24 protein-coding genes and 1 pseudogene are annotated in these 26,206 nt (G+C 58.0%); 9 read left to right on the top strand and 16 right to left on the bottom strand.

Translation table 11 applies throughout. The features are described 5' to 3' along the window. Positions 1-2: 2 nt before the first annotated feature. From ccoG to ccoN (DNK06_RS23080), 9 genes and pseudogenes are all read right to left on the bottom strand, one after another. Positions 3-1,412: a cytochrome c oxidase accessory protein CcoG gene (gene ccoG / locus DNK06_RS23120; protein WP_131182311.1), complete on the bottom strand. Its 1,410-nt coding sequence runs from the start codon at positions 1,410-1,412 to the stop codon at positions 3-5. A gap of 180 nt (positions 1,413-1,592) precedes the next feature. Further along, positions 1,593-2,525: a cytochrome-c oxidase, cbb3-type subunit III gene (gene ccoP / locus DNK06_RS23115; protein ID WP_131182310.1), complete on the bottom strand. Its 933-nt coding sequence runs from the start codon at positions 2,523-2,525 to the stop codon at positions 1,593-1,595. Then, positions 2,522-2,725 (bottom strand): cbb3-type cytochrome oxidase subunit 3, encoded by a 204-nt coding sequence (locus tag DNK06_RS23110; protein WP_131182309.1) that lies wholly within the window; start codon positions 2,723-2,725, stop codon positions 2,522-2,524. Before DNK06_RS23110 ends, ccoP (DNK06_RS23115) begins: the two co-directional genes overlap by 4 nt. A gap of 3 nt (positions 2,726-2,728) precedes the next feature. Then, the gene (ccoO, locus tag DNK06_RS23105) at positions 2,729-3,337 is read right to left on the bottom strand and encodes a cytochrome-c oxidase, cbb3-type subunit II (protein ID WP_131182308.1); all 609 of its coding nucleotides are present in this window, start codon (positions 3,335-3,337) and stop codon (positions 2,729-2,731) included. Next, complete coding sequence (gene ccoN, locus DNK06_RS23100; protein ID WP_131182307.1) at positions 3,334-4,788, bottom strand: cytochrome-c oxidase, cbb3-type subunit I; 1,455 nt, start codon at positions 4,786-4,788, stop codon at positions 3,334-3,336. The genes ccoO (DNK06_RS23105) and ccoN (DNK06_RS23100) overlap by 4 nt, the downstream gene beginning before the upstream one ends. A 404-nt stretch (positions 4,789-5,192) precedes the next feature. Continuing rightward, positions 5,193-6,134: a cytochrome-c oxidase, cbb3-type subunit III gene (gene ccoP, locus DNK06_RS23095; RefSeq protein ID WP_131182306.1), complete on the bottom strand. Its 942-nt coding sequence runs from the start codon at positions 6,132-6,134 to the stop codon at positions 5,193-5,195. 152 nt (positions 6,135-6,286) lie between these two features. Beyond that, a pseudogene (locus tag DNK06_RS25385) lies at positions 6,287-6,460 on the bottom strand (cbb3-type cytochrome oxidase subunit 3); the annotation flags it as partial. Positions 6,461-6,464: 4 nt separating this feature from the next. Then, positions 6,465-7,073: a cytochrome-c oxidase, cbb3-type subunit II gene (gene ccoO / locus DNK06_RS23085; protein ID WP_131182305.1), complete on the bottom strand. Its 609-nt coding sequence runs from the start codon at positions 7,071-7,073 to the stop codon at positions 6,465-6,467. After that, positions 7,073-8,512, bottom strand: a complete 1,440-nt coding sequence (gene ccoN / locus DNK06_RS23080; RefSeq protein WP_131182304.1) for a cytochrome-c oxidase, cbb3-type subunit I — start codon at positions 8,510-8,512, stop codon at positions 7,073-7,075. The genes ccoO (DNK06_RS23085) and ccoN (DNK06_RS23080) overlap by 1 nt, the downstream gene beginning before the upstream one ends. A 102-nt stretch (positions 8,513-8,614) precedes the next feature. Here ccoN (DNK06_RS23080) and DNK06_RS23075 point away from each other — a divergent pair, with 102 nt between their 5' ends. Both DNK06_RS23075 and DNK06_RS23070 read left to right on the top strand, forming a co-directional pair. Continuing rightward, positions 8,615-9,313 carry an alpha/beta family hydrolase gene (locus DNK06_RS23075; protein WP_131182303.1) on the top strand — a complete coding sequence of 233 codons (699 nt, stop codon included), beginning with the start codon at positions 8,615-8,617 and terminating at the stop codon, positions 9,311-9,313. Between the two features lie 78 nt (positions 9,314-9,391). After that, positions 9,392-9,772 (top strand): hypothetical protein, encoded by a 381-nt coding sequence (locus DNK06_RS23070; protein WP_131182302.1) that lies wholly within the window; start codon positions 9,392-9,394, stop codon positions 9,770-9,772. A gap of 126 nt (positions 9,773-9,898) precedes the next feature. Here DNK06_RS23070 and DNK06_RS23065 read toward each other — a convergent pair whose 3' ends face one another. Further along, positions 9,899-10,204, bottom strand: coding sequence for a hypothetical protein (locus DNK06_RS23065; RefSeq protein WP_131182301.1), 306 nt, complete (start codon positions 10,202-10,204; stop codon positions 9,899-9,901). Positions 10,205-10,846: 642 nt separating this feature from the next. On the opposite strand from DNK06_RS23065, the gene DNK06_RS23060 reads away from it, so the two are divergent. Both DNK06_RS23060 and DNK06_RS23055 read left to right on the top strand, forming a co-directional pair. Continuing rightward, positions 10,847-11,422: a LysE family translocator gene (locus tag DNK06_RS23060; protein WP_131182300.1), complete on the top strand. Its 576-nt coding sequence runs from the start codon at positions 10,847-10,849 to the stop codon at positions 11,420-11,422. A 10-nt stretch (positions 11,423-11,432) separates the two neighbouring features. Beyond that, the gene (locus DNK06_RS23055) at positions 11,433-12,428 is read left to right on the top strand and encodes a quinone oxidoreductase family protein (RefSeq protein WP_131182299.1); all 996 of its coding nucleotides are present in this window, start codon (positions 11,433-11,435) and stop codon (positions 12,426-12,428) included. Between the two features lie 19 nt (positions 12,429-12,447). Here DNK06_RS23055 and DNK06_RS23050 read toward each other — a convergent pair whose 3' ends face one another. Further along, complete coding sequence (locus DNK06_RS23050; RefSeq protein WP_131182298.1) at positions 12,448-13,329, bottom strand: LysR family transcriptional regulator; 882 nt, start codon at positions 13,327-13,329, stop codon at positions 12,448-12,450. Between the two features lie 356 nt (positions 13,330-13,685). Here DNK06_RS23050 and DNK06_RS23045 point away from each other — a divergent pair, with 356 nt between their 5' ends. The 3 genes from DNK06_RS23045 to DNK06_RS23035 all read left to right on the top strand — a co-directional run bounded on the left by DNK06_RS23045 (position 13,686) and on the right by DNK06_RS23035 (position 16,526). Then, the gene (locus DNK06_RS23045; RefSeq protein ID WP_207390035.1) at positions 13,686-14,795 is read left to right on the top strand and encodes a fatty acid desaturase; all 1,110 of its coding nucleotides are present in this window, start codon (positions 13,686-13,688) and stop codon (positions 14,793-14,795) included. Between the two features lie 80 nt (positions 14,796-14,875). Next, positions 14,876-15,262, top strand: a complete 387-nt coding sequence (locus DNK06_RS23040) for a hypothetical protein (protein WP_207390036.1) — start codon at positions 14,876-14,878, stop codon at positions 15,260-15,262. A 58-nt stretch (positions 15,263-15,320) separates the two neighbouring features. Further along, positions 15,321-16,526: a methylaspartate mutase gene (locus tag DNK06_RS23035; protein WP_131182295.1), complete on the top strand. Its 1,206-nt coding sequence runs from the start codon at positions 15,321-15,323 to the stop codon at positions 16,524-16,526. A gap of 177 nt (positions 16,527-16,703) precedes the next feature. Here the strand turns inward: DNK06_RS23035 and DNK06_RS23030 are convergent, their stop codons facing one another. The 5 genes from DNK06_RS23030 to acnA form a co-directional block, all read right to left on the bottom strand. Continuing rightward, entirely contained in the window at positions 16,704-17,009 is a 306-nt protein-coding gene (locus tag DNK06_RS23030; protein ID WP_131182294.1) for a hypothetical protein, read from the bottom strand. Positions 17,010-17,387: 378 nt separating this feature from the next. Beyond that, complete coding sequence (locus DNK06_RS23025; protein WP_131182293.1) at positions 17,388-18,017, bottom strand: hypothetical protein; 630 nt, start codon at positions 18,015-18,017, stop codon at positions 17,388-17,390. A gap of 635 nt (positions 18,018-18,652) precedes the next feature. After that, on the bottom strand, positions 18,653-19,063 hold the full coding sequence (locus DNK06_RS23020) for a hypothetical protein (protein ID WP_131182292.1): 411 nt from the start codon (positions 19,061-19,063) through the stop codon (positions 18,653-18,655). A gap of 533 nt (positions 19,064-19,596) precedes the next feature. Beyond that, a complete protein-coding gene (locus DNK06_RS23015) occupies positions 19,597-21,162 on the bottom strand; it encodes a methyl-accepting chemotaxis protein (protein WP_131182291.1) in 1,566 nt (521 codons plus the stop codon). A 357-nt stretch (positions 21,163-21,519) separates the two neighbouring features. Beyond that, positions 21,520-24,258 (bottom strand): aconitate hydratase AcnA, encoded by a 2,739-nt coding sequence (gene acnA / locus DNK06_RS23010; RefSeq protein WP_131182290.1) that lies wholly within the window; start codon positions 24,256-24,258, stop codon positions 21,520-21,522. Positions 24,259-24,492: 234 nt separating this feature from the next. Between acnA and rlmM the strand changes: the two genes are divergently transcribed. Then, positions 24,493-25,548, top strand: coding sequence for a 23S rRNA (cytidine(2498)-2'-O)-methyltransferase RlmM (gene rlmM, locus DNK06_RS23005; RefSeq protein ID WP_131182289.1), 1,056 nt, complete (start codon positions 24,493-24,495; stop codon positions 25,546-25,548). Between the two features lie 165 nt (positions 25,549-25,713). Further along, positions 25,714-25,956 carry a sulfurtransferase TusA gene (tusA, locus tag DNK06_RS23000; RefSeq protein WP_131182288.1) on the top strand — a complete coding sequence of 81 codons (243 nt, stop codon included), beginning with the start codon at positions 25,714-25,716 and terminating at the stop codon, positions 25,954-25,956. The last annotated feature ends 250 nt before the right edge of the window (positions 25,957-26,206 follow it).

Here is a 26,206-nt window from a genome sequence, read left to right as displayed (position 1 = left end):
TGTCAGCGGACGCTGGGGCCGATAAATCGGCTGCTGGCGTCGTTGTGGATGCTCTCGTCATCCGTGGCGCGGATGCGGAAGGTGATTTCGTTGGTGCTGGACGGCAGTTTTTCGGCGTCGATGGACAGTTCCACCGGGATCGCCAGCACTTCGCCAGCCAGCGCGCGGACTTCGCGGCGGCCTTCGTAGAGCAGGCCGTCCAGGCCGTCGGCCTCGATGCGGTAGACGATGTCCTGTTGCGCCTTGTTCATGATCTTCAGGGTGTAGACGTTCTCGATCCGACCCAGCTCGTTTTCCCGGTAGAGTACCCGATCCTTGAGCACGTCCAGTTCGACCAGGGGACGGTTGTTCAGCGCCCAGCCGAACAACGCGAACATGGCCAGCAGCGCGATGGCATAGCCGATCAGGCGTGGGCGCAGCAGTTGGGTCTTCTGCCCGGAAAGGTTGTGCTCGGTGGTGTAGCTGATCAGCCCGCGTGGGTAATTCATCTTGTCCATGATGCTGTCGCAGGCATCGATGCACGCGGCGCAGCCGATGCATTCGATCTGCAGGCCATCGCGGATGTCGATGCCGGTGGGGCAGACCTGCACGCACAGGGTGCAATCGATGCAGTCGCCCAGGCCCTGGGCCTTGTGATCGGCGCTTTTCTTGCGCGGCCCGCGGGCTTCGCCACGGCGCGGGTCGTAGGAAACGATCAGGGTGTCCTGGTCGAACATCACGCTCTGGAAACGCGCGTACGGGCACATGTGGATGCACACCTGCTCGCGCAGCCAGCCGGCGTTGCCGTAGGTGGCCAGGGTGAAGAAGCCGATCCAGAACAGCGCCCAGCCGCTGGCCTCGAAGGTGAGCAGTTCGCCGAGCAGCTCGCGGATCGGCGAGAAGTAGCCCACGAAGGTCAGCGCGGTGGCCAGCGAAACACCCAGCCAGATACCGTGTTTGGCGAAGCGGCGGAGAAATTTGCCGGTGCTCATGGGGGCTCTTTCGAGCTTCATGCGCTGGTTACGGTCGCCCTCGGTGACCTTTTCCGCCCACATGAAAATCCACGTGAATACGCTCTGCGGACAGGTGTAGCCGCACCACACGCGGCCGGCGAACACGGTGATGAAGAACAGCCCGAAGGCGGCGATGATCAGCAGCGCCGAGAGCAGTACGAAATCCTGGGGCCAGTAGGTGGCGCCGAAGATGTGGAACTTGCGCTCCGGCAGGTTCCACCACACTGCCTGGTGGCCGTTCCAGTTCAGCCACACGGTGCCGAAGTAGAGGGTGAGCAACAGGGCGCCTCCGACCCGGCGCAGATTGCGGTAGAAACCACTGAAGGCGCGGGTGTGGATTTTCTCGCGACTGGCATAGAGGTCGATGGTCTCGCCGGCGGCAGCGGGCGTGACGTTCTTGACGGGGATCTGTTGGCTCATCGATGGCTACCGCAACGGTTGGTCGGGCATGTCGCGACCGATACTTGCCGGTCGTGATCGTTCGCTGCGCCGATGGTACGCCTCCAGCCCCGGCAGGGCTTGCGGCTACCCGTCGCAGGGATCAGGCGTGACCATCCTAGGCGCAGCATCGAAACTCCGCCCTGACCCAGGTCAGTGCACTCACTCGTTCTCCTGGGTTCGCTCTACCGTCGCCGACAGGCTGTACACGTAAGCGGCCAGCAGGTGCACCTTGTCGTTGCCGAGAAAGTCCTTTTGCGCCGGCATCTGGCCGCTGCGGCCATGGCGGATGGTCTGCTGCACCTGGGCGAAGCTGGAACCATACAGCCAGACCTGGTCGGTCAGGTTGGGCGCGCCGAGCACCTGCATGCCTTTGCCCTCGGGCCCGTGGCACATGGCGCAACTGGTGGCGTACAGCTGCTTGCCCTTGTCCGGATCCACGGCGATATCCGCAGGATTCTCCAGGCCGGAAAGGCTGCGCACGTAAGCCGTGACGTCGCGCACGCCGTCATCGCCAAGAATCTGCTGCCAACCAGGCATCACGCCCTGGCGGCCCTGCATGATGGAGGTCTTGATGGTGTCCGGATCGCCGCCGTACAGCCAGTCGTCATCGGTCAGGTTGGGAAAGCCGAAGGCGCCCTTGGCGTCGGAGCCGTGGCACACCGAGCAGGTGTTGGCGAACAGGCGGCCGCCGATTTTCAGCGCCCGTTCGTCCTTGGCCACTTCGGCGATGGGCATGGCGGCGTACTTGGCGAACAGCGGGCCGTAGCGCGCATCGGCGACGGCCATCTCGCGCTCCCATTGGGCGACTTGCGTCCAGCCGTCGTCATAGCCCGGCAGCAGCCCCTTGAAGTTACCCAGGCCGGGGTAGAGCAGCAGGTAGCCGACGGCGAATACCAGCGTGCCGACGAACAGCAGGAACCACCAGCGTGGCAACGGGTTGTCGTATTCCTCGATGCCATCGAAGCTGTGGCCGACGGTCTGATCCGTGTTGTCGGGCCGCTGGCCCTTGCGGGTGGCGAAGATCAGCCAGGTCAGGGCCAATAGCGTACCGAGGGTAGGCAGCGCGACGTACAGGCTCCAGAAGGTGCTCATGGCTTGTCGCTCCCGGCAGCGTCGTTCTCGTCCTTGTCGGCAGCTTTCGGCTCGTCGGCGAAAGGCAGATTGGCCGCCTCGTCGAAGCTCGATTTACGCTTGCTGCTGTAAGCCCAGAGCACCACCGCGACGAAGGCGATGAATACCACTGCGGTGCCGATGCCGCGGATGGTGCCGATGTCGGTCAGAAAGGCAGGCATGGGTCACCGCTTGTTCTGGATGGCGGTGCCGAGCACCTGCAGGTAGGCGACCAGGGCGTCCAGCTCGCTCCTGCCCTCGACCGCTTCCCTGGCCTTGGCGATGTCTTCATCGCTGTAGGGAATGCCGAAGCCGCGCATCACCTTCATCTTCTCGGCGGTCAGCGCGCCATCCAGGGTTTTCTTTTCGAGCCAGGGATAGGCCGGCATCTTCGATTCCGGAACCAGGTTGCGCGGGTTGATCAGGTGCATGCGGTGCCACTCGTCCGGGTAACGGCCGCCGACTCGTGCCAAGTCTGGCCCGGTGCGCTTGGAACCCCACAGGAAGGGATGATCCCAGACGCTTTCGCCCGCCACCGAGTAATGACCATAACGTTCGGTTTCGGCGCGGAACGGGCGGATCATCTGCGAATGGCAGCCGACGCAGCCTTCCTTGATGTACACGTCGCGGCCTTCGAGCTGCAGCGCGGTATAGGGCTGCATGCCGGCGACGGGTTCGTTGACCACGTCCTGGAAGAACAGCGGGACGATCTGGGTCAGGCCGCCGATGCTCACTGCGATGACCATCAGCAGGGTCATCAGGCCGAGGTTCTTTTCGATGATGTCGTGTTTCATCCGTTCGCACTCCCGGAGTGGGCAACGGGAATCCGCGCGGCGGCCTCGTACTGCGCCGGTTGGGCAGCACGGATGGTGCGCCAGGTGTTCCAGGCCATCAGCAGCATGCCGCTGAAGAAGATCGCCCCGCCGATCATGCGTACCACGTAGCCGTAGTGGCTGGCCTCCAGGGACTCGACGAAGGAGTAGGTGAGCGTGCCGTCCTCATTCACGGCTCGCCACATCAGGCCCTGGGTGATGCCGTTGACCCACATGGCGACGATGTACAGCACGGTGCCGACGGTCGCCAGCCAGAAGTGCACATGGATCGCCGCCAGGCTGTGCATCCGTTCGCGACCGAACACCTTGGGAATCAGGTGATACAGCGAGCCGATGGTGATCATCGCCACCCAGCCGAGGGCGCCGGCATGCACGTGGCCAATGGTCCAGTCGGTGTAGTGGGAGAGGGCGTTGACCGTCTTGATGGCCATCATCGGCCCCTCGAAGGTCGACATGCCGTAGAACGCCAGGGAGACGACGAGGAAGCGCAGGATCGGATCCGTGCGCAACTTATGCCAGGCGCCGGAGAGGGTCATCATGCCGTTGATCATGCCGCCCCAGCTCGGAGCGAGGAGGATGATCGACATCACCATGCCCAGGCTCTGGGCCCAGTCCGGCAATGCGGTGTAGTGCAGGTGGTGCGGGCCGGCCCAGATGTACAGGGTGATCAGTGCCCAGAAATGCACGATGGACAGGCGATAGGAGTAGATCGGCCGTGCGGCCTGCTTGGGCACGAAGTAATACATCATTCCCAGAAAGCCGGTGGTGAGGAAGAAGCCCACGGCGTTGTGGCCGTACCACCACTGGATCATCGCATCGGTGGCGCCGGCATACGCCGAGTACGACTTGAACAGGCTGACCGGCACCGCCGCGCTGTTGACCACGTGCAGCATCAGGGTGACCAGGATGAAAGCCCCATAAAACCAGTTGGCGACGTAGATGTGCCGTGTCCTGCGCCTGGCGATGGTGCCGAAGAACACCACCACGTAGGCCAGCCAGACGATGCCCAGGAGGATATCGATCGGCCATTCCAGCTCGGCGTATTCCTTGCTGCTGGTGTAGCCCATCGGCAGGCTGATCACCGCCGCGACGATCACCGCCTGCCAGCCCCAGAAGGTGAAGGCCGCCAGGCGGTCGGACATCAGCCGGATCTGGCAGGTGCGCTGCACCACGTAATAGCTGGTGGCGAACAGCGCGCTGCCGCCAAAGGCGAAGATCACCGCATTGGTGTGCAGCGGGCGCAGGCGACCGAAGCTCGTCCATTCCATGTCCAGATTCAACTGTGGCCATACCAGCTGCGCGGCGATGAACACGCCGAGCGCCATGCCGAATACACCCCAGACCACCGTCATCACGGCGAACTGGCGGACGACCTTGTAGTTGTACGCAGCCGGACTGCTTGCTGTGCTCATGCTGGGTTCCACGCTGGGCTTGGGTGCTGCTGTTGCGGCGATGGGCGTTTCAGGCGGCGCGAGTATCCCCGACGGGCTCAGGCGGTGCAATGCGTGGGAAATGTGGTGCAAGCTTTCTGTCGCGCGCTTTCTGCCGGGAGAGGGCGCTTCGGATGCCGGATGGCGGACAGGAGGGGTGATTTACTCGCGGTAGGCAGCAGAGTGCCTGCGACCATTTGACCGGGGTTTTGGCAGCGCGAGTGGTCAGGGGCGAGCGAAATGATGGTTCGGGAATCGCTCCCTGGGCATCGCTGCGCTCAGCACCAGGCTACGGACGGGCGACTGGATTTTGTAGCCTGGGTAAAGTGAAGCGAAACCCGGGTACCGGCTTCCTGGATATCGCTTCGCTCAACGCCCGCTACGGCTTATTCGGCGTTCATCTCACCAGCGGCCTGATTGTGGCTCAGGCTCAGCACGTAGGCAGCCAGCAGATGCACCTTGTCGTTGCCCAGGTATTGCTCCTGGGCCGGCATCTGACCGTTACGGCCGTAGCGGATGGTCTGCTGCAACTGCGCCAGGCTCGACCCGTAGATCCAGCCGCCTGGGTGAGTCAGGTTCGGTGCGCCGAGCAGCGCCATACCGCTGCCGGTCTGGCCATGGCAGGCGACGCAGGTGCTGTCGTATAACTGCTTGCCCTTTTCCAGGTCGGCATTGCTGCCTTCCGGCAACGGTAGCCTGGCCAGGCCGTTACGCACGTAGGCCGCGACGTTGCGCACGCCGTCATCGCCGAGCACTTCACCCCAGGCCGGCATGGTGCCGATGCGGCCATTGAGGATGGTGGTCTTGATGGTCTCGGCGTCGCCGCCCCAGCGCCAGTGCTGATCCGTCAGGTTGGGAAAACCCACCGCACCCTTGGCGTCCGAGCCATGGCAGATCGAGCAATAGGTAGCGAACAGTCGGCCGCCCATCTTCAGCGCCTGTTCATCCTGCGCCACCTGCTCCAGGGACATGGCCGAATACTTGGCGAAGATCGGCCCGTATTGGGCATCGGCCTTGCTCACTTCGCGCTCCCACTGGGCGACTTGCGTCCAGCCATCTTCATAGCCCGGCAGCAGGCCCTTGAAGTTGCCCAGGCCCGGGTACAGTGCCAGGTAACCGGCTGCGAAGATCAGCGTGCCGAGAAACAGCATGAACCACCAGCGCGGCAGGGGATTGTCGTATTCCTCGATGCCGTCGAAGGCATGCCCCATGGTCTGATCCGTGGTGTTCTTGCGTTCCCCTTTGCGGGTGGCGAACAGTAGCCAGAACAATGCGACCAGGCTGCCAACCGTCAACAGCGTGATGTACCAGCTCCAGAAGGTGCTCATGGGGTGTCAGTCCTCGATGCTGCAGATTGAATAGGCTGTTGAAAAACTACCTGCGTTGCCGTCGCGTCGTTAAAAGCAGGCTCAAAATGCTCATGTACTACTCGTACACTCCGCTTTTTCGCCTGCTTTTGCCTCGCGCCGGCGGCCTCGTCTACGTTTTTCAACGGCCTGTTGGGTTCATCGGCGAAGGGCAGGTTGGCCGCATCGTCGAAGGCCTTGGCGCGTTTGCCGCTGTAGGCCCACAGCGTCACGCAGGTGAAGGCGACCAGCACCAGTACGGTACCGATGCCACGCAGCATGCCGATGTCGATCAGGTCGAAAAGCATGGAATCACCTCTTGTTCTTCAAGGCAGTGCCGAGCACTTGCAGGTAGGCGACCAGGGCGTCCATCTCGGTCTTGCCCTTCACCGCAGCCGCGGCGCCGGCGATGTCCTCGTCGCTGTAGGGCACGCCGAGGAAGCGCATGGCCTTCAGCTTGGCGGCGGTGTCCTTGCCGTCGAGGGTGTTCTCCACCAGCCAGGGGTAGGACGGCATCTTCGACTCCGGCACCAGGTTGCGCGGGTTGTACAGGTGCGCACGGTGCCACTCGTCCGAGTAGCGGCCGCCGACCCGAGCCAGATCCGGACCGGTGCGCTTGGAGCCCCACAGGAAGGGGTGATCCCAGACGCTTTCGCCCGCCACCGAGTAGTGGCCGTAGCGCTCGGTCTCGGCGCGGAACGGGCGGATCATCTGCGAATGGCAGCCGACGCAGCCTTCCTTGATGTACACGTCGCGGCCTTCGAGCTGCAGCGCTGTATAGGGCTGCATGCCGGCCACCGGCTCGTTGACCACATCCTGGAAGAACAGCGGGACGATCTGCGTCAGGCCGCCGATGCTGACGGCGAACACCATCAACAGAGCCATCAGGCCGACGTTCTTTTCGATGATTTCGTGTTTCATCAGTGGGCTCCCTGTACCGAGAACTGCGCAGCCGCTTCCAGCTCGTCTGGCTTGCTGGCGCGCACGGTCTGCCAGGTGTTCCAGGCCATCAGCAGCATGCCGGCGAAGAAGATCGCACCGCCGATCACCCGTACCACGAAGCCGGGATGGCTGGCCTCCAAAGCTTCGACGAAGGAGTAGGTGAGGGTGCCGTCGCTGTTGACTGCACGCCACATCAGGCCCTGGGCGATGCCGTTGACCCACATCGAGGCGATGTACAGCACGGTGCCGATGGTGGCGAGCCAGAAATGCACGTTGATCAGGCCCAGGCTGTGCATCTGCTCGCGGCCGAACACCTTGGGAATCATGTGGTACAGCGAGCCGATGGAGATCATCGCCACCCAGCCGAGGGCGCCGGCGTGCACGTGGCCGATAGTCCAGTCGGTGTAGTGGGAGAGGGCGTTGACGGTCTTGATGGCCATCATCGGCCCCTCGAAGGTCGACATGCCGTAGAACGCCAGGGCGACCACCAGGAAGCGCAGGATCGGGTCAGTGCGCAACTTATGCCAGGCGCCGGAGAGGGTCATCATGCCGTTGATCATGCCGCCCCAGCTCGGTGCCAGCAGCACCAGGGACATCACCATGCCGAGCGACTGTGCCCAGTCCGGCAGCGCGGTGTAGTGCAGGTGGTGCGGGCCGGCCCAGATGTACAGGGTGATCAATGCCCAGAAGTGCACGATGGACAGGCGATAGGAGTACACCGGGCGCCCGGCCTGCTTGGGCACGAAGTAATACATCATCCCCAGGAAGCCGGCGGTGAGGAAGAAGCCCACCGCGTTGTGGCCGTACCACCACTGGATCATCGCATCGGTGGCGCCGGCATACAGCGAGTAGGACTTGGTCAGCGTGACCGGCACTTCCAGATTGTTGACCACATGCAGCAGGGCCACGGTGAGGATAAAGGCACCGAAGAACCAGTTGCCGACATAGATATGGCTGACGTTGCGCTTGAAGATGGTGCCGAAGAACACGATCGCGTAGCTGACCCAGACGATGGTGATCAGGATGTCGATCGGCCATTCCAGCTCGGCGTATTCCTTGGAACTGGTGTAGCCCAGCGGCAGGCTGATGGCCGCCAACAGGATTACCAGTTGCCAGCCCCAGAAGGTGAAGGCCGCCAGCCTGGGCGCGAACAGCGTGGCCTGTGAGGTGCGCTGTACGGCATAGTAGCTGGTGGCGAACAGGGCGCAGCCGCCGAAGGCGAAGATCACCGCGTTGGTGTGCAGTGGTCGCAGGCGACCGAAGCTCGTCCAGGGCAGATCGAAGTTGAGCCACGGCCAGGCGAGCTGCGCTGCGATAAGCACGCCGAGCCCCATCCCGACTATGCCCCACACCACCGTCATGATGGCGAATTGGCGAACCACCTTGTAGTTATAGGCGGAACTGGTTGTTGTGTTCATGTCTGGGTTTCCATCCACGGTTATGGGCAGATCTTTCGAAGCAGCCCCGCGCGGATTGACATATCCGCACGTTATTGAAGGGCTTTTATGAGCGAGGCAAGCATGAGCAATGGGCACAAGGGCGGTATTGACGCTGGTCAATGCGCGCAGGGGAGCGAGGAGGCGGGGCTGCTATGGGATCGGCCGGCGGGTGAGAGCCTGGCCACACTGATCCTCGCCCATGGCGCGGGTGCGCCGATGGACAGCGATTTCATGAACCTGATGGCAGTCAAGCTCGCCGCCCGTGGGCTGACGGTGGTGCGCTTCGAGTTCGACTACATGGCCGCGCGCCGGCAGGACGGCAAGAAACGCCCACCCAATCCCCAGGCGAAACTGCTCGAACGTTGGCGCGAGGTGCATGCCGCCGTGCGACAACAGGTCACTGGGCCGCTGGCCATCGGCGGCAAGTCCATGGGCGGTCGCATGGCCAGCCTGCTGGCTGATGAGCTGGGTGCTGATGGCCTGATCTGCCTGGGCTACCCCTTCCACGCCATCGGCAAGGCCGACAAACCACGCACCGCCCACCTGGCCGACCTCAAGACGCCGACCCTGATCGTCCAGGGCGAGCGCGATGCCATGGGCGACCGCCATACCGTGGCGAGCTATCAGCTATCGCGCGCCATTGAACTGTGTTGGCTGACCGCGGGGGATCACGACCTCAAACCGCTGAAGGTCTCCGGGTACAGCCATGAGCAGCACCTGGAGTCGGCCGCGGATGCAGTGGCCGCATTCCTGACGCAGCAGGGCGATGCAGGTCGCTGAATCGTGGCCTGCTTGGCAGCCCGGTTAATGTCGAGTGGGTAGGATCGTTGTCGATCCGGAGAGCCGGGCGGGAAAGGGATGGATTATCGCGATGTGCTGGAAATGCAGAAAACCGCAAAGCGTTTCAAACGGCTGGCGGTTTGGGGCCTGGCCATACTGGGTTGCATTCTGCTGTTCGGTGGTAGCCGTTGGCACCTTACCGGCGCGCCGCCGAACCCGATCTCGGTAGAGATGATGAAAGACTATGTGCGAGGCGCGGGCGCCGACCCTGAATCGCTGATCCTCAGTAATCATCACGGTACCTGCGGCACCTTCACCTACATCGCCCGCGATGGCGAACGTAGTGCACCTCTCGGTTTTGTCGCCATTCCTGGCAAGGGCGTATCGCTAAGCCTGTTCAGTGCCGAATGGGACAAAAGCCCCTGCGCCGGGCCGCGCTCCTACACACTGCACCGCTAACCTGTAGGAGCCGGCTTGCCGGCGATACGATTTTGCCCGCTACTCCTGCGTGGGCCTCGCCACCGCTATCGCCGGCAAGGCTAGGCGCCCCCGCCGTTCCTACAGAACGGTGCATCCATCGCCTGATCACTCCGACAACCGCTGGCCACAATGCAGACAATTCGGCGTCGCCGGATCATGCCGATCACCCGCAACGCCATCGGCCTTGCTATGGGGCGACTCACCACAGCCAGGGCAGGCGTAACGCGACAACGTTCGATGCTGGCGATAGAGGTTCAGCAGCACGCCAGCAAGGACCACTGCCAACGCAATCAACAACTCGCCATCGGGCCGGAACATGGCCAGCACGAATAGTGCGATGACTAGTACCGCGAGCAGGGACTCGAGAAAGTCGACGTGTTTGCGTGAGCGGTTGTAGTCATCCGGAGTCATTGCACAGCACCTTGTTGTTCTTCGCTGAATCCTGTCGCGATGCCAAGCACGTAGCAACTGTCTTTGCTCATTGCTGAGTGGCGCAAGGCCAATAACAATCATGATCCAGTGAGTGCTTGGCCCTGCTATACGGACGACAGAATGGCCAGCGGATAAGCCCACCAAGGCACCTCTAAAAATTATCTGCGTTGTCATCGTTGCGTTAAAAACAGGCTCGTGTGGGAGTCCAAGCTCTTTTCGCCTGTTTTTGCGGGATCGCCATCGGTATTGCACTGGCTGTCTCGCCAACGTTTCTAGATGTGCCAAAAACAGGCCAGATATACGAATGAAAGCGTACTGACGGCATTACTTTTCATTGCCTGTTGAGGAGTCGATATACGCATAGGTAGGGATGACCAACATCGTATGCAAACAAGGCGATATCTTGTAACCCATTTAATTGGTGCCTGACGGAACCGTGACCATTGCCGTTCTCTTGATTGCTCACATGCTCGGATCTCCAGTTATGGGGGGGCGTTTTCCAAAATTGGAGATAACTTTGATGTGGCGCAAGAATTACAATAGGCCTAGATTCCCTGTGCCAATAACAAAAGGCGAGCGAAAGTGCTTCTAGAAATCAATTGGCCGTTATGGTTGACCACTATGATTCCATTAGCCATGAGTGCAGGTCCAGGCAACCTGATGGTGGCGACCTCGGGTGCGCAGAGTGGTGTCCGGCGCTCGGTACTATTCATTGCAGGCCTGGACATTGCCTATTTTGTTATTTCGATGCTGGTTGGCCTGGGCTTGTATCACACATTAATGAGTGAGCCCGCACTTGTGTGGGGACTTCGGGTTGCTGGCAGTATTTACATCATGTGGCTGGGTATGCGGTTGCTATTGCGCCCAATGATATCCACGAATAACGAAAATCTGGATTTGCAGTTCCGGGATGGGGTCATGGTACAGCTTGGGAATGTGCAGGGGTTGGTGATGCTGCTTGTTATGTTTTCGACATTCATTCCAACTGGAAAGACAAGTAGCAGCGTAGTTCTTGCGCTCAGCTTTGCATTGATTTCATTGAATTTTATTGCGCACCTTATCTGGGTTTCATTGGGGGCGACTATTCAGAAATTGTTGAGTGCGCGTCCAGAGCTGCTGAGGGCGCAAAACGCTGTATTTGGGCTAATGCTTATTGCAGTGGCAGTCTGGATATTTATCAGAACTGACTCTTTGTAAAGGAGGGGGCATGATCAAAGCATATGGAGTTATGTGCACAGCTCCTGGCGGGCCTGAGGTGCTAAAGCTCAGTACCTATAATTTGCAGCCGCCTGGCTCGGAAGAGATCGCCGTTGCGATTGAAGCTGCAGGAGTAAACTTCATCGATCTCTACCGGCGCTCTGGCGCGTTGAACGATAGTCTGACATTCCCCAAAAGCATCGGCTTCGAGGGCGCAGGTTACATAGTGTCATGTGGGCGAGCTGTAACCGAGTTTTCTGTAGGCGATCGGGTTGCCTTTGTGGATTCTTCTACTGGGAGCTACGCTTCTCATGCAATTCTTCCGGCTGCTCGTGCGATCAAACTGGCCGATGACTTATCGACAGATCTAGCGGCTGCTGCAATGTTTAAGGGAATTGCTGCTGAATATCTTACCTTTCGCTGCGTCCCGCTGGGGCCTGGTGATTGGATTGTTTGGCACGCAGCAGCAGGGGGAGTAGGGAGTATCGCTACCGGTTGGCTCGCCGCCAGGGGCGCCCGTGTCATTGGCCTTGCTTCGACGCCTGCCAAAAGAGCTCAAGCCTTGGACGCGGGTTGCGTCGCGGCTTTTGATGCTGCAGATCCTTCCACCGTTCTGGCGATTAGAGAATTGACGCAAGGGAAAGGCGTTGATGTGGTTTTCGACTCTATCGAAAATGCAACAATCGAGTTATCACTTGCTTGCCTGCGACAGCAAGGTCGGCTGGTATTATTTGGAAATTCATCAGGGGATGTGACAGGATTCAATCTGTCACGGCTCGGGCAACTGGGCTCATTGCATGTGACTCGACCAACCTTAAAGCACTACATCGGTACGAAGGCCGAGCTCACAAATGCTTCGATTCGGGTGATGACCGCCCTTGCCAGCGGTGAAATTCCTCCTCTGCAGGTAACGAGAATGCCTCTCGTGGAAGCTGCTCAGGCACATCACCTTCTTCAAGCAAGGAAAGTTCGGGGTTCTCTTATCCTGATTCCAGGATCCCAGTAATACTCTGGAGAGGAACCTGTCATTGTATGTCGGTGCGCGAAGTCTCAAATAACTGGATCAGATAATCTACCACAACTGTGACACGCCTGAGATCCTGACTTGCTTGGTTTCGCAGAAGCCAAATATCGGAACGGTGCGAAGGTATATCGGGAAAAAGATGGCGTAGCCCCATTTTTTGCCCAATGTAAGCTGGAAGTACCGCTATGCCAAGATCGGCTTCAACGGCTTTGATCTGCGCGTTTAGATTGTGAAGTCTCATCCAGATTTTTTGACCGCGACTAATCTCGTTTAGCCACTGTGCAAGCGGCATGTGCGCCATCTCTTCTGTCCAGCCGATGAGGTGATGGTGGATCAACTCGGATGGTTCAGTTGGTATGCCGTACTTGATTGCATATCGTTCTGAACAGAAAAGGCACTGAGTGAGTTGTCCAAGGCGGCGCATCGTGAAATTGCCATTTTCCGGTCTGCGCAGACGGATGATGATATCGCTGTGACTTTGCGTCAGTTTTGACGATATAGCGGAATTAATTACATCGAAGCTGATGTCGGGGTACTGTTCGCGTACCTTTGATAGCGTGGGGATTATGAAGTGGGTTCCCATGATCTCCGGGCAGTCGATCCGGACGCGGCCTGCGGCACCCTCGTTTGGGTGCGATATCTGTCGTTCAATAAGTTTAAATCGTTCTTCGGTTTCAAGTGCCAATGGCAAAAGATTCTTTCCTGCCTCAGTGAGAAAGTAACCGTTGGTTTTTTTCAGAAATAAGCTTATTCCTAATGACTCTTCCAGTGCAGCAATCTTACGCGCCACTGTGGAAGCGGAAACCTTTAGAGAATGTCCTGCGTCAGTGACATTACTGGTCTTTGCAACGGAAATGAATATCCTTAGATCATCCCAGTTCACTTGCTTCTGTCCTCATCTCTTAGCTTGGCGTATGCATTTTGGTGGTAGCAATGTCCTTGCCTGGGCGCGTACCGCAGACCGATGCCCGGCCGGGCAGGCCGAGTGCAGCTGGGGGGTGTGAGTTTCATGTTACCAGCAATAGCGTTGCTCGTTGCTGTTGGTCGTTACGGTATCATTTTCCCAGATTGCCAAACGTCTGTGTCAATCAAGATATTTATACACATTCATGAGGAGCATGGCATTCCAAAAATGAAAAATCGATCCCCATAAAAATCAATATAAACCAGTATCAATTGCGGCGTATCGTTTTCCCATGAAAGGAATTTAATTGGGGGTGGGATATGCCGAGAGAAACAATGCGAGTGCTTCCTAAATATTTTCAGCCGTTCTTAAGCTGGCTCACGGCCAAGCCATTGGCGGAAGACCTGGGGAATGTGCGCAAATTGACTCCGATGTTCCACGTTGCTGTTTCAGTCGGTTTTATTTCATTGGGCGTGATGCTGTTGGCGTCGGGTTACATAAAAGCCAATGCGGTGATGTGGGCTTTGGGGTTTATTCTCGCTTCAGGGGGGATAAAGCAGTTTCAAGTCATGATATGCCACAATTGCGCCCACGACATGGTATTTACCAATAAGAAGCTGAATGCACTTGTAGGGAATTTAATCTCGGGCTTCCTTATGTTGAAGCCGTTCGAAGTATATAAGAAAGAACATTTGCTTCATCACAGTTCCAAGTCGTTGTTAACGGATAAGGATGATACGCTTTCGTACTTGCAGGGGACGGTCGGATTAAAACCGTCTGACAGTGTTTTCGTTATGTGGGCGAAACTGGTTACGACAGCGCTGTCGCCGTTGGCGATTCTCCGATCTTCCTGGGGGCGCGTGAAGTCTACAGCAACTGCACCAAACAAAAGAATAGCTGCGTTGACGCTGAGCTGCTGGTCGATAGCATCAGTGATCGCTCTATTTCTAGGGCAGTTTGATGTCTTTATTATTGCCTGGGTACTTCCAGTCTTTATGGGATACCACATCAGCTCTACATTTCGGCTAGCTGCCGAGCATACTTGGCCTAGTGTGGAAGTACTCGAGAAGCGGGGTGTCGAATTCATCTGTGAGAGTACGACCGGGGTCTTTATCGGGGAAGCTCTTTACATAAAGGAAGATGCGGGACTAATCAAACGGGTTGTCTGGATTTCGTTATGGCTCCTGAAGATGCTTACTGTTCACCTCTTCGTGCGGATATTCATCATGGTTGGCGATACTCCATGCCATGACTTTCATCACCGGCGCCCGAGGTCAACGGATTGGCCGAACTATATAACGGCGCGCGAGCGTGACATGCTCGATGGATCTAAGCCATTTCCGAGCAATTATGTGGGCTACTGGGGGTATGGAGCTTCTGTTACAAGAAATTTCAGGAATTTCCAGAGGGCCCGTCCGTACTATGAAAAAGCTACTTCGGTCTAATAGGGTGAGATATGAGTCGCAGGAAGTCTGTTCTTTTAATTACTGTTCCATCGGATTCTCATAGCTGGAACCTGGTATTTATGGATTTTCTATTGGGTGAGTGGGGGTATCAGATAGAGAATATGGGACCTAACACCCCCGTGGGTGATGTTGTTAACTGGCTGAAGTCCAACCCCTGTGAAATGGTCGTTGTGAGTACTGTCAACGGTCATGGTTATATAGAAGGGATTGAAATTGCTCGCCGGGTTCGCGGGGACGCAAAGTTTCATGGGCTGCTGTGTGTTGGTGGAAAAATCTGTACTGAAAATGATCCCTTGACCATTGCGCGGCATAGCGAAGCACTCAAGGAAGCTGGTTTTGATGGGGTTTTTGATGACAGTGTGAAGAATAGTTTCGACTACTTTCAGGCGCTTGTTATGGAGACCGTGGAAGGCGGTCGTAGTGGAGTTCCCAATATTAGGATCTGATCCTCTGAGCAGTTGATCATAAGGTATGAGGCATTCAGGCCAGTGGAGTTCTTTAAGAATGCATGATTTTAACGCGTATGTACTCGACCGCTATGCCTTGAGTGGCCCAGTGCTCCAGCCACGTATGGGCTTCAGTTCCCGTAGCCGGATGCAGGCAGGATTGAAGGCCACTGCCGGCAGTCATGCCAACACTGTTTGCACCATCACGCTGGATGCATTCACCCGAGTGAATGACTTGGACGCAGCGCAACGGGCGATCGACAACGGCGCGATGCTCCATGGCTATCCCATCGTCAACCATCCTGTTGCAGAGACGCGGGAGATGCTGGGTCGTATTCGTGATATTTACAATGTTCCTGTCCAGATCCGCCATGGTTCTCCGGATCCTGTTCACATTTTCCGGAGAATGACCGAAGTGGGCTTGGCCGCCACCGAAGGAGGGCCAGTCTCCTATTGTCTACCGTATAGCCGCACTCCTTTGCGTGATGCATTCTCTCACTGGAGGAGCGCCTGTGAGGTACTGTCGCAAGGTGTAGAGCACAGCCACATTGAGAGCTTTGCAGGCTGCATGATGGGACAAATGTGTGATCCCGCTGTTTTGGTGGCTCTCAACGTTCTCGAGGGCTTGTTCCTGCGTGAGCATGGAATTTCGACTCTGTCGTTCTCCTATGCGCAAGGAATTTCTCCTATGCAGGATCTGGCCGCGTTATCAGCATTGAAGAAGCTTGTTGGGGAGCGTTTCACGCCAGGTAGCTACCATTTCGTTGCCTATGTATTTATGGGATTCTTTCCTCGTACAATCGGGGGGTTCTGTCGTATCACGCAAGATGCACTTTCAGTTGTCCGCGCCGCTGGCGTTCATCGGGTTATCGTCAAGACTCCGGTAGAATCGCGGCGGATTCCACGTATTGAGGAGAACATCGCGGCTTTGGAGTACGCCGAGTACTGTCTCCGGACAGGGGGCGTCTTGTCGGAAGTGCCTTTTGATTATGATGAACATAATCGGATATTGGATAAAGCCACTAAATTAATTTCAGGAACATTGGTGCTTGATTCTAATATATCGGAAGCTATTCTTTCTGCGTTTGATTGCGGCCTTCTTTCGATTCCATATTGCTTGCATCCCGATAATAAGCGTGGATCCGGTACGGTTTTGACTCCCAATAACTATTATCTTGGTTTTCAGGGGGGGCAAGTAGAGAATGCCTTCTCCTTTTTATCAGCTTTGCGCCAAAATATTCGTACGTACGATATTGTGATCTGAGCAGGTAGTCCTGGTTTTCTGAAATGTCCGCGAAGAGGAATTTAGAGATACGCGTTGATCTCTTAGTTTCTCTTGCGGTCACTGGTAACGAGTCGATGCCTCGGGGCTCACTGCCGCTATCGCCGGCAAGGCTAGGCGCCCCCACCGCTCCTACAGAACGATGCAATCATCGTCTGCTCACTCCGACAACCGTTGTCCACAATGCAGGCAATTCGGCGTCGCCGGATCATGCCGTTCACCCGCAACGCCATCGGTCTTGCTATGGGGCGACTCACCGCAGCCAGGGCAGGCGTAACGCGACGACGTTCGATGCTGGCGATAGAGGCTCAGCAGCACGCCAGCAATGACCACTGCCAACGCAATCAACAACTCGCCATCGGGCCGGAACATGGCCAGCACGAATAGCGCGATGACCAGTACCGCGAGCAGGGATTCGAGAAAGTCGACGTGTTTGCGTAAGCGGTTGTAGTCATCCGGAGTCATTGCTCGGCATCCTTGTCGTTGTGCAGTCAATCCTGCCGCGCTGAAGGGCGCATGACAACCGTTGGTAAAGCCATTGAAGAATTTGTAGGGCGTATTAGCCGCAGGCGTAATCCGCCACACGAACTGTATTACTTCATATGGTTGATGGGCGTGCCACGCGGTAAACGACGGATTACGCTTCGCTAATCCATCCTACAAAGACTGATCCACCTTATCTCGTTACAGTTGTCTGCAATCTTGCCCGCAACGCTGGCGTGGAAACGTTCCGTAGGGTGGACGACGCTTCATCCGTCCACCGTTTTGAGATCGCCATGGTGGATGAAAAAGGCGTCATCCACCCTACTCGCTGCTTTATATGGTGCGCGGTGATGATGAGCCCTACTTTCCAGGCTCTCGAATACCGACTATTGGGCCGGGTTGCTCCCAGTCGCATTGGGATTTAAAGAACTTAAAGAATTCTGCTCTCTTCTCCGTGCTGGATGTATCTCGAAGAGAAGAAATTGTTGCGCTGAAGTGTTTTTCTACTGCGGAAATACAGCGCTTCACATCAATAAGTATGGACTGTATTTCCCCCTCAATATCTAGGTTTCCATCACGCACTGGAAGGGTGATGACCATATCTCTGTTCATATCAGCAAAGAAAACCTTTCCACGGAATAAGCCGTCGTGAAAAAAACCACACCTTGCATCCTCGTATAGAAGCTGCCCTACACGTAACAGGAGCTGTTCTGGGTTTCCAGAAAGCGTGAATGCGTCGGTGAAACCATACTTAAAGTATTCTTTGGAGCGACCAGATGATGATTTTCTCATCAGGTAGCTCCAAGCACCCTCGAAGTAGGTGAGTAGAATACAAAATGCGGCTGGGCCGCCGTGCTCTGTATTGGCTAGAAGTTTAGCAGGCTCAATAACCCAGTGCTGTATACGATCCTCATAAACATCAATGATGTCGTCGATATCAGGAGCTTCAAGCTTCTCGGCCTCGTAGTGAGGGCTAATGGATACTGGCATGATTTCTCCTAAGGTATAACGTTGGAGCTAAGCACCGCTCGCGCGCTTTCTGGCGAGTGTGTGCTTGAGCGCATTGTTAGGAGTAACTCTGCGCTGCGGTTTTTGTCAATTGCAATAAATTTGGCGCATGTTCAATGCCTTTCTCAATTAAAGATTTTGTTAATATTTTAAGTGACTCAGATGACATGGTTTCGATAGTTTTTTTGAGCCAGGATTTTTCGGAGGAGGCCAATGATGAAGCATCGACTCTAGAAAATATTAGCTCGCGCAAGGTGTCAGCATGAAGTTTAACTACCACGGTTCCAAGAATAGAGGATAAGCCGCCGTCGTCGGCTAGGAAGTCGAGGCCTTTCGCGGTGATTTTTGCACCTTGAAATATTATTGCACCAGATAGCGTATGGTCTAACGCGCCTTCGATAAGCTCATGCTCTCGCAGGTACTAAAGGATTTTCAGGTCTTCTGATTCTTCTGATTGGCATACGCAACCAATGGTGTAAGAGGGATAAACAGCCGCAAGGCTCTCTAGTATCCCTTTTTGACGCGCACGATCAATATGCATTGTGACTCCTAACGTTTGGTTAAAGGGCCGGCTTTAGCCGGTTCCAGAAAGCGAAGCGAACGGTTTGAACCACTAGTTAGGTTTCGCCGCAGAGTTTGGAATGCACGCTTAATGCGAGTGCGCCATATCCAACGCCCTTACCTTTGTTGTGTGTGGAGAAGTTCTGTAAGTCTGTTATGTCGTCCCACAAATCAACTGAGTTTAGCTCTGTGTGCGTTTCATCTGTGTCTAACTCAAAGTCAACGAAGCGACCTTTGTCGGTAAGGATTGTGCCAATTAGCCTAGGCATACCAGGAAAATCTATTTCCAATTGCAAAATAATGCTTTGGTTCCAAGATAAATTCTTTTTCTTTCCGTATTCAAAGAGCGCGCGCGGTAGTTCATTGTCTTGCCAGTAATTTGCGGTCAAATATATTCTGTGCTCTGCAAGCGCGTTTTGCTCTTGCACATTTAGCTGACGCTTCCGCAATAGGCGAGAAATATCCATGCGATACCTAACGTTTGGAGCTAAGCACCGCTCGCGCGCTTTTTGGCGAGTGTGTGCTTGAGCGACTAGTTATCCAACAATACACTCCGACCTGCGCAGCAGGGCTGTAAATACAATGAAAGCTCAGGCGGGAGGAAAACGAAAAAATACGGCTCACCGCTGTATAGACACTCGGTGTGTGCATTAACTTCGTTATGCTCCACCGAGTGTCTATACCGCGTAATAGTTGCTTTTTCGATTTTTCGCCAGTCGGATTCCTTGCCATTTACGGTTTTCCTACGCCGATCGTGCCTATTGTTGGGTAACTATAAATAGACACCAAGTGGTGCATAACTCCCCGGACGGGCGTGGTGTATAACATTCCTTGGCCTTTGTGCTGAACCCGTCTAACCCGAAGCATACGGCGAGGTGCTGGGTCTTTTGGCGTGTTATACACCACGCTTACAGTAAGCTGGCAAGCGTTTGGGGCTGCCCTTGGCTTCGGGTGTGAGCCTTGCTAAAGAGCACAACATGACGTTAGTGCTCTTTCATACTTACCGATTAAACCGCGCCACCAACGAATACTGCCCCTGCGCCGTACTGGTCAGCTCCTCACTCAGCAATGCCGTACTTTGGGCCTCGCCAGCAGTCTGGTCGGAGAGTTGGGCGATGGTGGTGATGTTGCGGCTGATTTCGTCGGCAACGGCGCTCTGTTCTTCGGCGGCTGCGGCGATCTGGTCGGCCATTTCGGCGATATTGGCCACGGCGTCGCTGATGCCGGCGAGGGCGTGGTCGGCTTGTTGTACGCGTTCGACGCCTTCGTCGGCCTGCTTGCGGCCGATGTCCATGGTCAGTACGGCTTCGTCGGCGGTGCGTTGTAGTTTGGCGATCAGTTCGTGGATCTGCCCGGTGGACTGGGCGGTGCGCTGGGCCAGGGAGCGAACCTCATCGGCGACCACGGCGAAGCCGCGGCCCATTTCACCGGCGCGGGCGGCTTCGATGGCGGCGTTGAGGGCTAGCAGGTTGGTCTGGTCGGCGATGCCTTTGATCACGTCGACCACGCCGCCGATTTCGTTGCTGTCGCGTGCCAGGCGGGTGACGGTTTCGCCGGTCTCGCCCACGGAAAGCGACAGGCGCTGTATCGCTTCGCGGGTTTCGCTGGCAATGGTGCGGCCTTCCTGGGTGAGACGGTTGGCTTCCTGGGTGGCGATGGCGGTGCGGGCCACGTTGTTGGCCACTTCCAGGGTGGTGGCGGCCATTTCGTTGACGGCGGTGGCGACCTGATCGGTTTCTTCGCGCTGGCGCTGCAGCCCGGCGGAGCTGTTGTGGGCGAGGGTATCGGCCTGCCGGGCCTGTTTGGCGAGGTTTTCGGCGCTGTCCTGCAGGCGGGTGAGGCAGGTCTTGAGGCGTGCTTCCTGGCTGAGGATGGACAGTTCCAGGCGGCCCTCGACACCGCGGCTGTCGGTGTACATCTGCGCGATCAGCGGGTCGGAGGTACTTTGCTCAGCTAACTGCAGCAGGCGTTTGATGCCGCGGCTTTGCCAGGCCAGGCCCAGCAGACCGAGGGGAATCGACAGTGCTGCCGCGGCGATAAAGCCCCAGGTGCTATCCAGCCAGGCACCGACCAGAAAGCCGACCTGGCTGACCAGAATGAACGGTAGCCAGTTCTGCAGCACTGGTAACCAGCGGTCGCGGTTCGGTATGGCGGTCTTGCCGGCGTTGAGGCGGCCGTAGAGCGCCTGAGCCCGCTGAACCTGCTCGGCGGTAGGTTTGCTGCGTACCGACTCGTAGCCGGTGACCTTGCCGTCATCGAGCACCGGCACCACGTAGGCGTTGACCCAGTAATGGTCGCCATTCTTGCAGCGGTTCTTGACGATGCCCATCCACGGCCGGCCATTCTTCAGGGTGCTCCACATATGCTCGAACACGGCGGGCGGCACGTCAGGGTGACGCACCAGGTTGTGCGGCGCGCGTATCAGCTCATTGTGGTCGAAGCCGCTGATTTCGACGAAGGCGTCGTTGCAGTAGGTGATCTGGCCCTTGAGATCGGTCGTCGAGATCAAACGCTGGTGCGCCGGAAACGTCCGCTCGTTTCCTGTGATCGGCTGGTTGTTACGCATGGCATCTACCCTGATGATTTTTTTGATTTATCGCGTACGCGTGGCAGGAGTGGGAGTGTAACTGGAATTGGAACTGGAGCACATTTTGGCGCCAGTAGAACGACGATCCATTGGTAGGGTTGCTGTTTCGATGGCGACGATTGCACCCAAAGTGCGGCGTTCGTGGTGAATAAAAAGGGCGTTCGTGCCTATCGACCCTGCGATTTGTAGGAGTCGCGCCCTCGCGGCGAATGGTGTGAGCAACGCATCCATTGCGTTGAATCGTTTCGCGCCGGGGCGACGCTTCCACAAGATCATTGGTGTCCTTCCCCATTGCGCAGCCGCCCGCATCCTTGCGGCGACTGTGCAGGTTGGCGATCAGCCCGCGATCAGCTGGCGTAGCACGTAGTGCAGAATGCCGCCGGCCTTGAAGTACTCCACCTCGTTGAGGGTGTCGATGCGGCAGAGCAGCTCGACGCTCTGCTGCTTGCCGTCCTCACGGGTGATCTCCAGGGTCAGTGGCATGTGCGGGCGCAGTTCCACACCGTCCAGGCCCTTGATGGCGAGGGTTTCCTGGCCGGTGAGGCCGAGACTTTTGCGGTCGGCGCCCTCGGTGAATTGCAGCGGCAGCACGCCCATGCCCACCAGATTGGAGCGGTGGATGCGCTCGAAGCTCTCGGCGATCACCGCCTTCACCCCGAGCAGGTTGGTGCCCTTGGCGGCCCAGTCGCGGCTCGAACCGGTGCCGTATTCCTTGCCGGCGATCACCACCAGCGGCGTGCCTTCTTGCTGATAGCGCATGGACGCGTCGTAGATCGCCAGTTTCTCGCCGCTGGGCACGTGCAGGGTGTTGCCGCCTTCTTCACCGTCGAGCATTTCGTTGCGGATACGAATATTGGCGAAGGTGCCGCGCATCATCACTTCGTGGTTGCCGCGGCGCGAGCCATAGGAATTGAAGTCGCGCGGTTCCACCCCTTGCTCGCGCAGATAACGGCCGGCAGGGCTGTCGGCCTTGATGTTGCCGGCAGGCGAAATGTGGTCGGTGGTCACCGAATCGCCGAGCAGGGCGAGGATGCGCGCGTTGGCGATGTCTGTGATGGCCGGTGGCGCCTGGTCGATGGCTTCGAAGAAAGGCGGATGCTGGATATAGGTGGAATCGTTCTGCCACGTGTAGGTATCAGCCTCGGGCACGGCGATGGCCTGCCACTGTTCGTCACCGGCGAACACTTCGGCGTACTCCTTGCGGAACATGGCGGTGTCGACCTTCTGTACCGCGTCGGCGATTTCCTTCTGGCTCGGCCAGATATCGCGCAGGTACACCGGTTTGCCGTCGCGGTCTTCGCCCAGCGGCTCCTCGGCGATATTGATTCGCACGCTGCCGGCCAGGGCGTAGGCGACCACCAGGGGGGGCGAGGCCAGCCAGTTGGTTTTCACCAGCGGGTGCACACGGCCTTCGAAGTTGCGGTTGCCGGACAGCACCGAGGCCACGGTCAGGTCGTTTTCCTGGATGGCTTTTTCAATGGGGTCAGGCAGCGGGCCCGAGTTGCCGATGCAGGTGGTACAGCCGTAGCCGACCAGGTCGAAGCCCAGTTTGTCGAGGTATTCGGTCAGCCCGGCAGCGGCGAAGTACTCGGTCACCACCTTGGAGCCAGGCGCCAGGGAACTCTTGACCCAGGGTTTACGCTGCAGGCCTTTTTCCACGGCTTTCTTGGCCAACAGGCCGGCGGCCATCATCACGCTGGGGTTGGAGGTGTTGGTGCAGGAGGTGATGGCGGCAATCACCACGGCACCGTCGCTCAGGGGGTGACGCTTGCCGTCCATCTCGTAGTGGATTTCGTTCTGTGCGGCGTTGCCCACTGCCACGCCACCGCCGCCTTCGTTCTCCAGACGGCTTTCTTCCTTGCCGCTGGGCTTGAGCTGCAGCCCGAGGAAGTCATCGAAGGCCTGGCTGACCTGGGGCAGGGCGACGCGATCCTGTGGGCGTTTGGGGCCGGCCAGGCTGGCTTCCACTTCGCTCATGTCCAGATTCAGGCTGTCGGTGAACACCGGCTCGGTACCGGCGTTGCGCCACATGCCCTGAGCCTTCGAGTAGGCCTCCACGAGCTTCACCGTTTCCTCGGGACGACCGGACAGGCGCAGGTAGCCCAGGGTGATCTCGTCGACCGGGAAGAAGCCGCAGGTAGCGCCATATTCCGGTGCCATGTTGGCGATGGTGGCGCGATCCGCCAGAGGCAGCTCGGCCAGACCGTCGCCGTAGAATTCGACGAATTTGCCGACCACGCCCTTCTTGCGCAGCATCTGCGTGACGGTCAGCACCAGGTCGGTGGCGGTGATGCCTTCCTTGAGCTTGCCCGTCAGCTTGAAGCCGATCACTTCCGGAATCAGCATCGACACCGGCTGGCCGAGCATGGCGGCTTCCGCTTCGATGCCGCCGACGCCCCAGCCGAGTACGCCGAGGCCGTTGATCATGGTGGTGTGCGAGTCGGTGCCGACCAGGGTATCGGGGTAAGCGAAGGTGGTGCCGTCTTCTTCTTTCGTCCATACGGTACGGCCCAGGTATTCCAGATTGACCTGGTGGCAGATGCCGGTGCCCGGTGGCACCACGCTGAAGTTGTCGAAGGCGCTCTGCCCCCAGCGCAGGAACGCATAGCGCTCGCCGTTGCGTTGCATCTCGATCTCGACGTTTTCACCGAACGCCTCTGGCGTGGCGAATTTGTCGACCATCACCGAGTGATCGATGACCAAGTCCACGGGCGACAGCGGGTTGATCTTCTGTGGATCGCCGCCGGCCTTGGCCATGGCGTCGCGCATGGCGGCCAGGTCGACCACCGCCGGCACGCCGGTAAAGTCCTGCATCAGCACGCGGGCCGGGCGGTACTGGATCTCGCGGTCGGAGCTGCGCTTGTGCAGCCAGTCGCTCATGGCCTGCAGATCCTCGCGAGTGACGGTCTTGTCGTCTTCCCAGCGCAGCAGGTTTTCCAGCAGAACCTTGAGCGACATCGGTAATTTGTCGATGTTACCCAGTTGTTTGGCGGCCTCCGGGAGGCTGAAGTATTCGTAGGATCTGCCCTCGACGTTCAGGGTACGGCGGCAATTCAGGCTATCGATGGAAGGCATCGTGCATCTCCTTGTGGCTTGCACGGTACAAGCCGTTCTGGTTTTGGCAGAGGCTCTCTCCGGGCTCTGCTCGATGGTTCCCTGCGGCTTGCGATGAGCCGTCGTCCGGTCTTGCGCGTGGCATGAAACGCCTGTTCAGCGGAGCCGGTAATACTGGGATTCTGTTCACTGGACAGGGGGCAGGCGCCGTGGGTTCCAGTTTTCGCTATCATGCGCGCCCCAAGGAGAACCCCGATGAAAACTTTGTTGCTGCATTGCCGTCCCGGTTTCGAGAACGAGGTGTGTGCGGAAATCGCCGAACACGCCGCGCGTCTCGATGTGCCAGGTTACGCCAAGGCCAAGCCCGATACCGCTTGTGCCGAATTCATCTGCAGCGATGAAGAGGGCGCCGAACGGCTGATGGCCGGGCTGCGCTTCAGCCAACTGATCTTCGTGCGCCAGTGGGCGCGGGGCCGCTTTATCGAACTGCCGGAAAAGGATCGCATCAGCGTGTTGCTGGAGCATCTGGCGCCGTTGCCGGCCTTCGGTAGCTTGTGGCTGGAGGTGCTGGATACCAACGACGGCAAGGAACTGTCCGGTTTCTGCAAGAAGTTCGAAGGCCCGCTACGAAAGGCGCTGACGGCGGCTGGCAAGCTGGTGGAGAACGCCCGCGCGTCGCGCCTGCTGCTGACCTTCAAGAGTGGCCGCGAGGTGTTCCTGGGCATGGCCGAGGCGAACAACTCGGCGATCTGGCCCATGGGCATTCCGCGCCTCAAGTTCCCCCGCGAAGCGCCAAGTCGCTCGACCCTCAAGCTCGAAGAGGCCTGGCACACCTTCATCCCCCGCGAGCAGTGGGACGAACGCCTGTCGGACGAGATGACCGGCGTCGACCTTGGCGCTGCACCCGGTGGATGGACCTATCAACTGGTACGCCGTGGCATGCTGGTGACCGCCATCGACAACGGGCCGATGGCCGAGAGCCTGATGGATACCGGCCTGGTGCAGCATCTGATGGTCGATGGCTTCACCTGGAAGCCCAAGCAACCGGTGGACTGGATGGTCTGCGACATCGTCGAGAAACCCGCTCGCAGTGCAGCCCTGCTGGAAACCTGGATCGGCGAGGGGCATTGCCGTGAAGCGGTGGTAAACCTCAAACTGCCGATGAAGCAGCGTTACGCCGAGGTACGCCGTTTGCTCGAGCGCATTGCCGATGGCCTGGCGGCGCGCAAGGTCAAGGTATCCATCGCCTGCAAGCAGCTGTATCACGACCGCGAGGAAGTGACCTGCCACCTGCGCCGGCTAGGTAAATGAAATTGTAGGGGCCGGGGCCTAGCCCTTGCCGGCGAGTGGTGGCCGTGATGTGTTTCCATGGGGAGATCGCGATCAACACGGTCGCAAGCCAGATACCCCTGCAGTTGCTACGCAAGCGGTAATGTGCGACCCATGAAAGAATCAGCGTTTTCCGGAGTTAGCTTGATGCTCGATGCCACACCCGATGACACCCTCGACGCCAGCGGATTGTTCTGCCCGGAGCCGGTGATGATGTTGCACAACAAAGTGCGCGATCTGCCGGCGGGTGGTTTGCTCAAGGTCATCGCCACTGACCCCTCGACCCGCCGCGATATTCCCAAATTCTGCGTATTCCTCGGTCATGAGCTGGTGGAGCAGGAGGAAGACGCGGGCAGTTATCTGTATTGGATTCGCAAGAAGGCTGATTGAGTGGTTTAAGGCGGGAGCGGCCGGTCGGTGACCCGCGTTGAATCATAGATCACGGCCTGCGGCCCCGGATTACGCCTGCGGCTAATCCAGGCTACTCCACTACTTACTGGTCGCGTCCCGGCACCCGTAGGATGGGTGAAACCCATCAATTGCCGATGGGTTGCACCCATCCTATGTATGGACTCGCCTTTACCTGTCAACCCGCTTTGAACAGAGAAACCCGGTTGCATCTATGTATCAGGCCTCAGCA

It is taken from the genome of Phytopseudomonas daroniae (genome assembly GCF_004327285.1).
Lineage (GTDB): Bacteria > Pseudomonadota > Gammaproteobacteria > Pseudomonadales > Pseudomonadaceae > Aquipseudomonas > Aquipseudomonas daroniae.
Note: the sequence above shows the minus strand (reverse complement) of the source record. Positions and strands in the feature narration are given on the sequence as shown.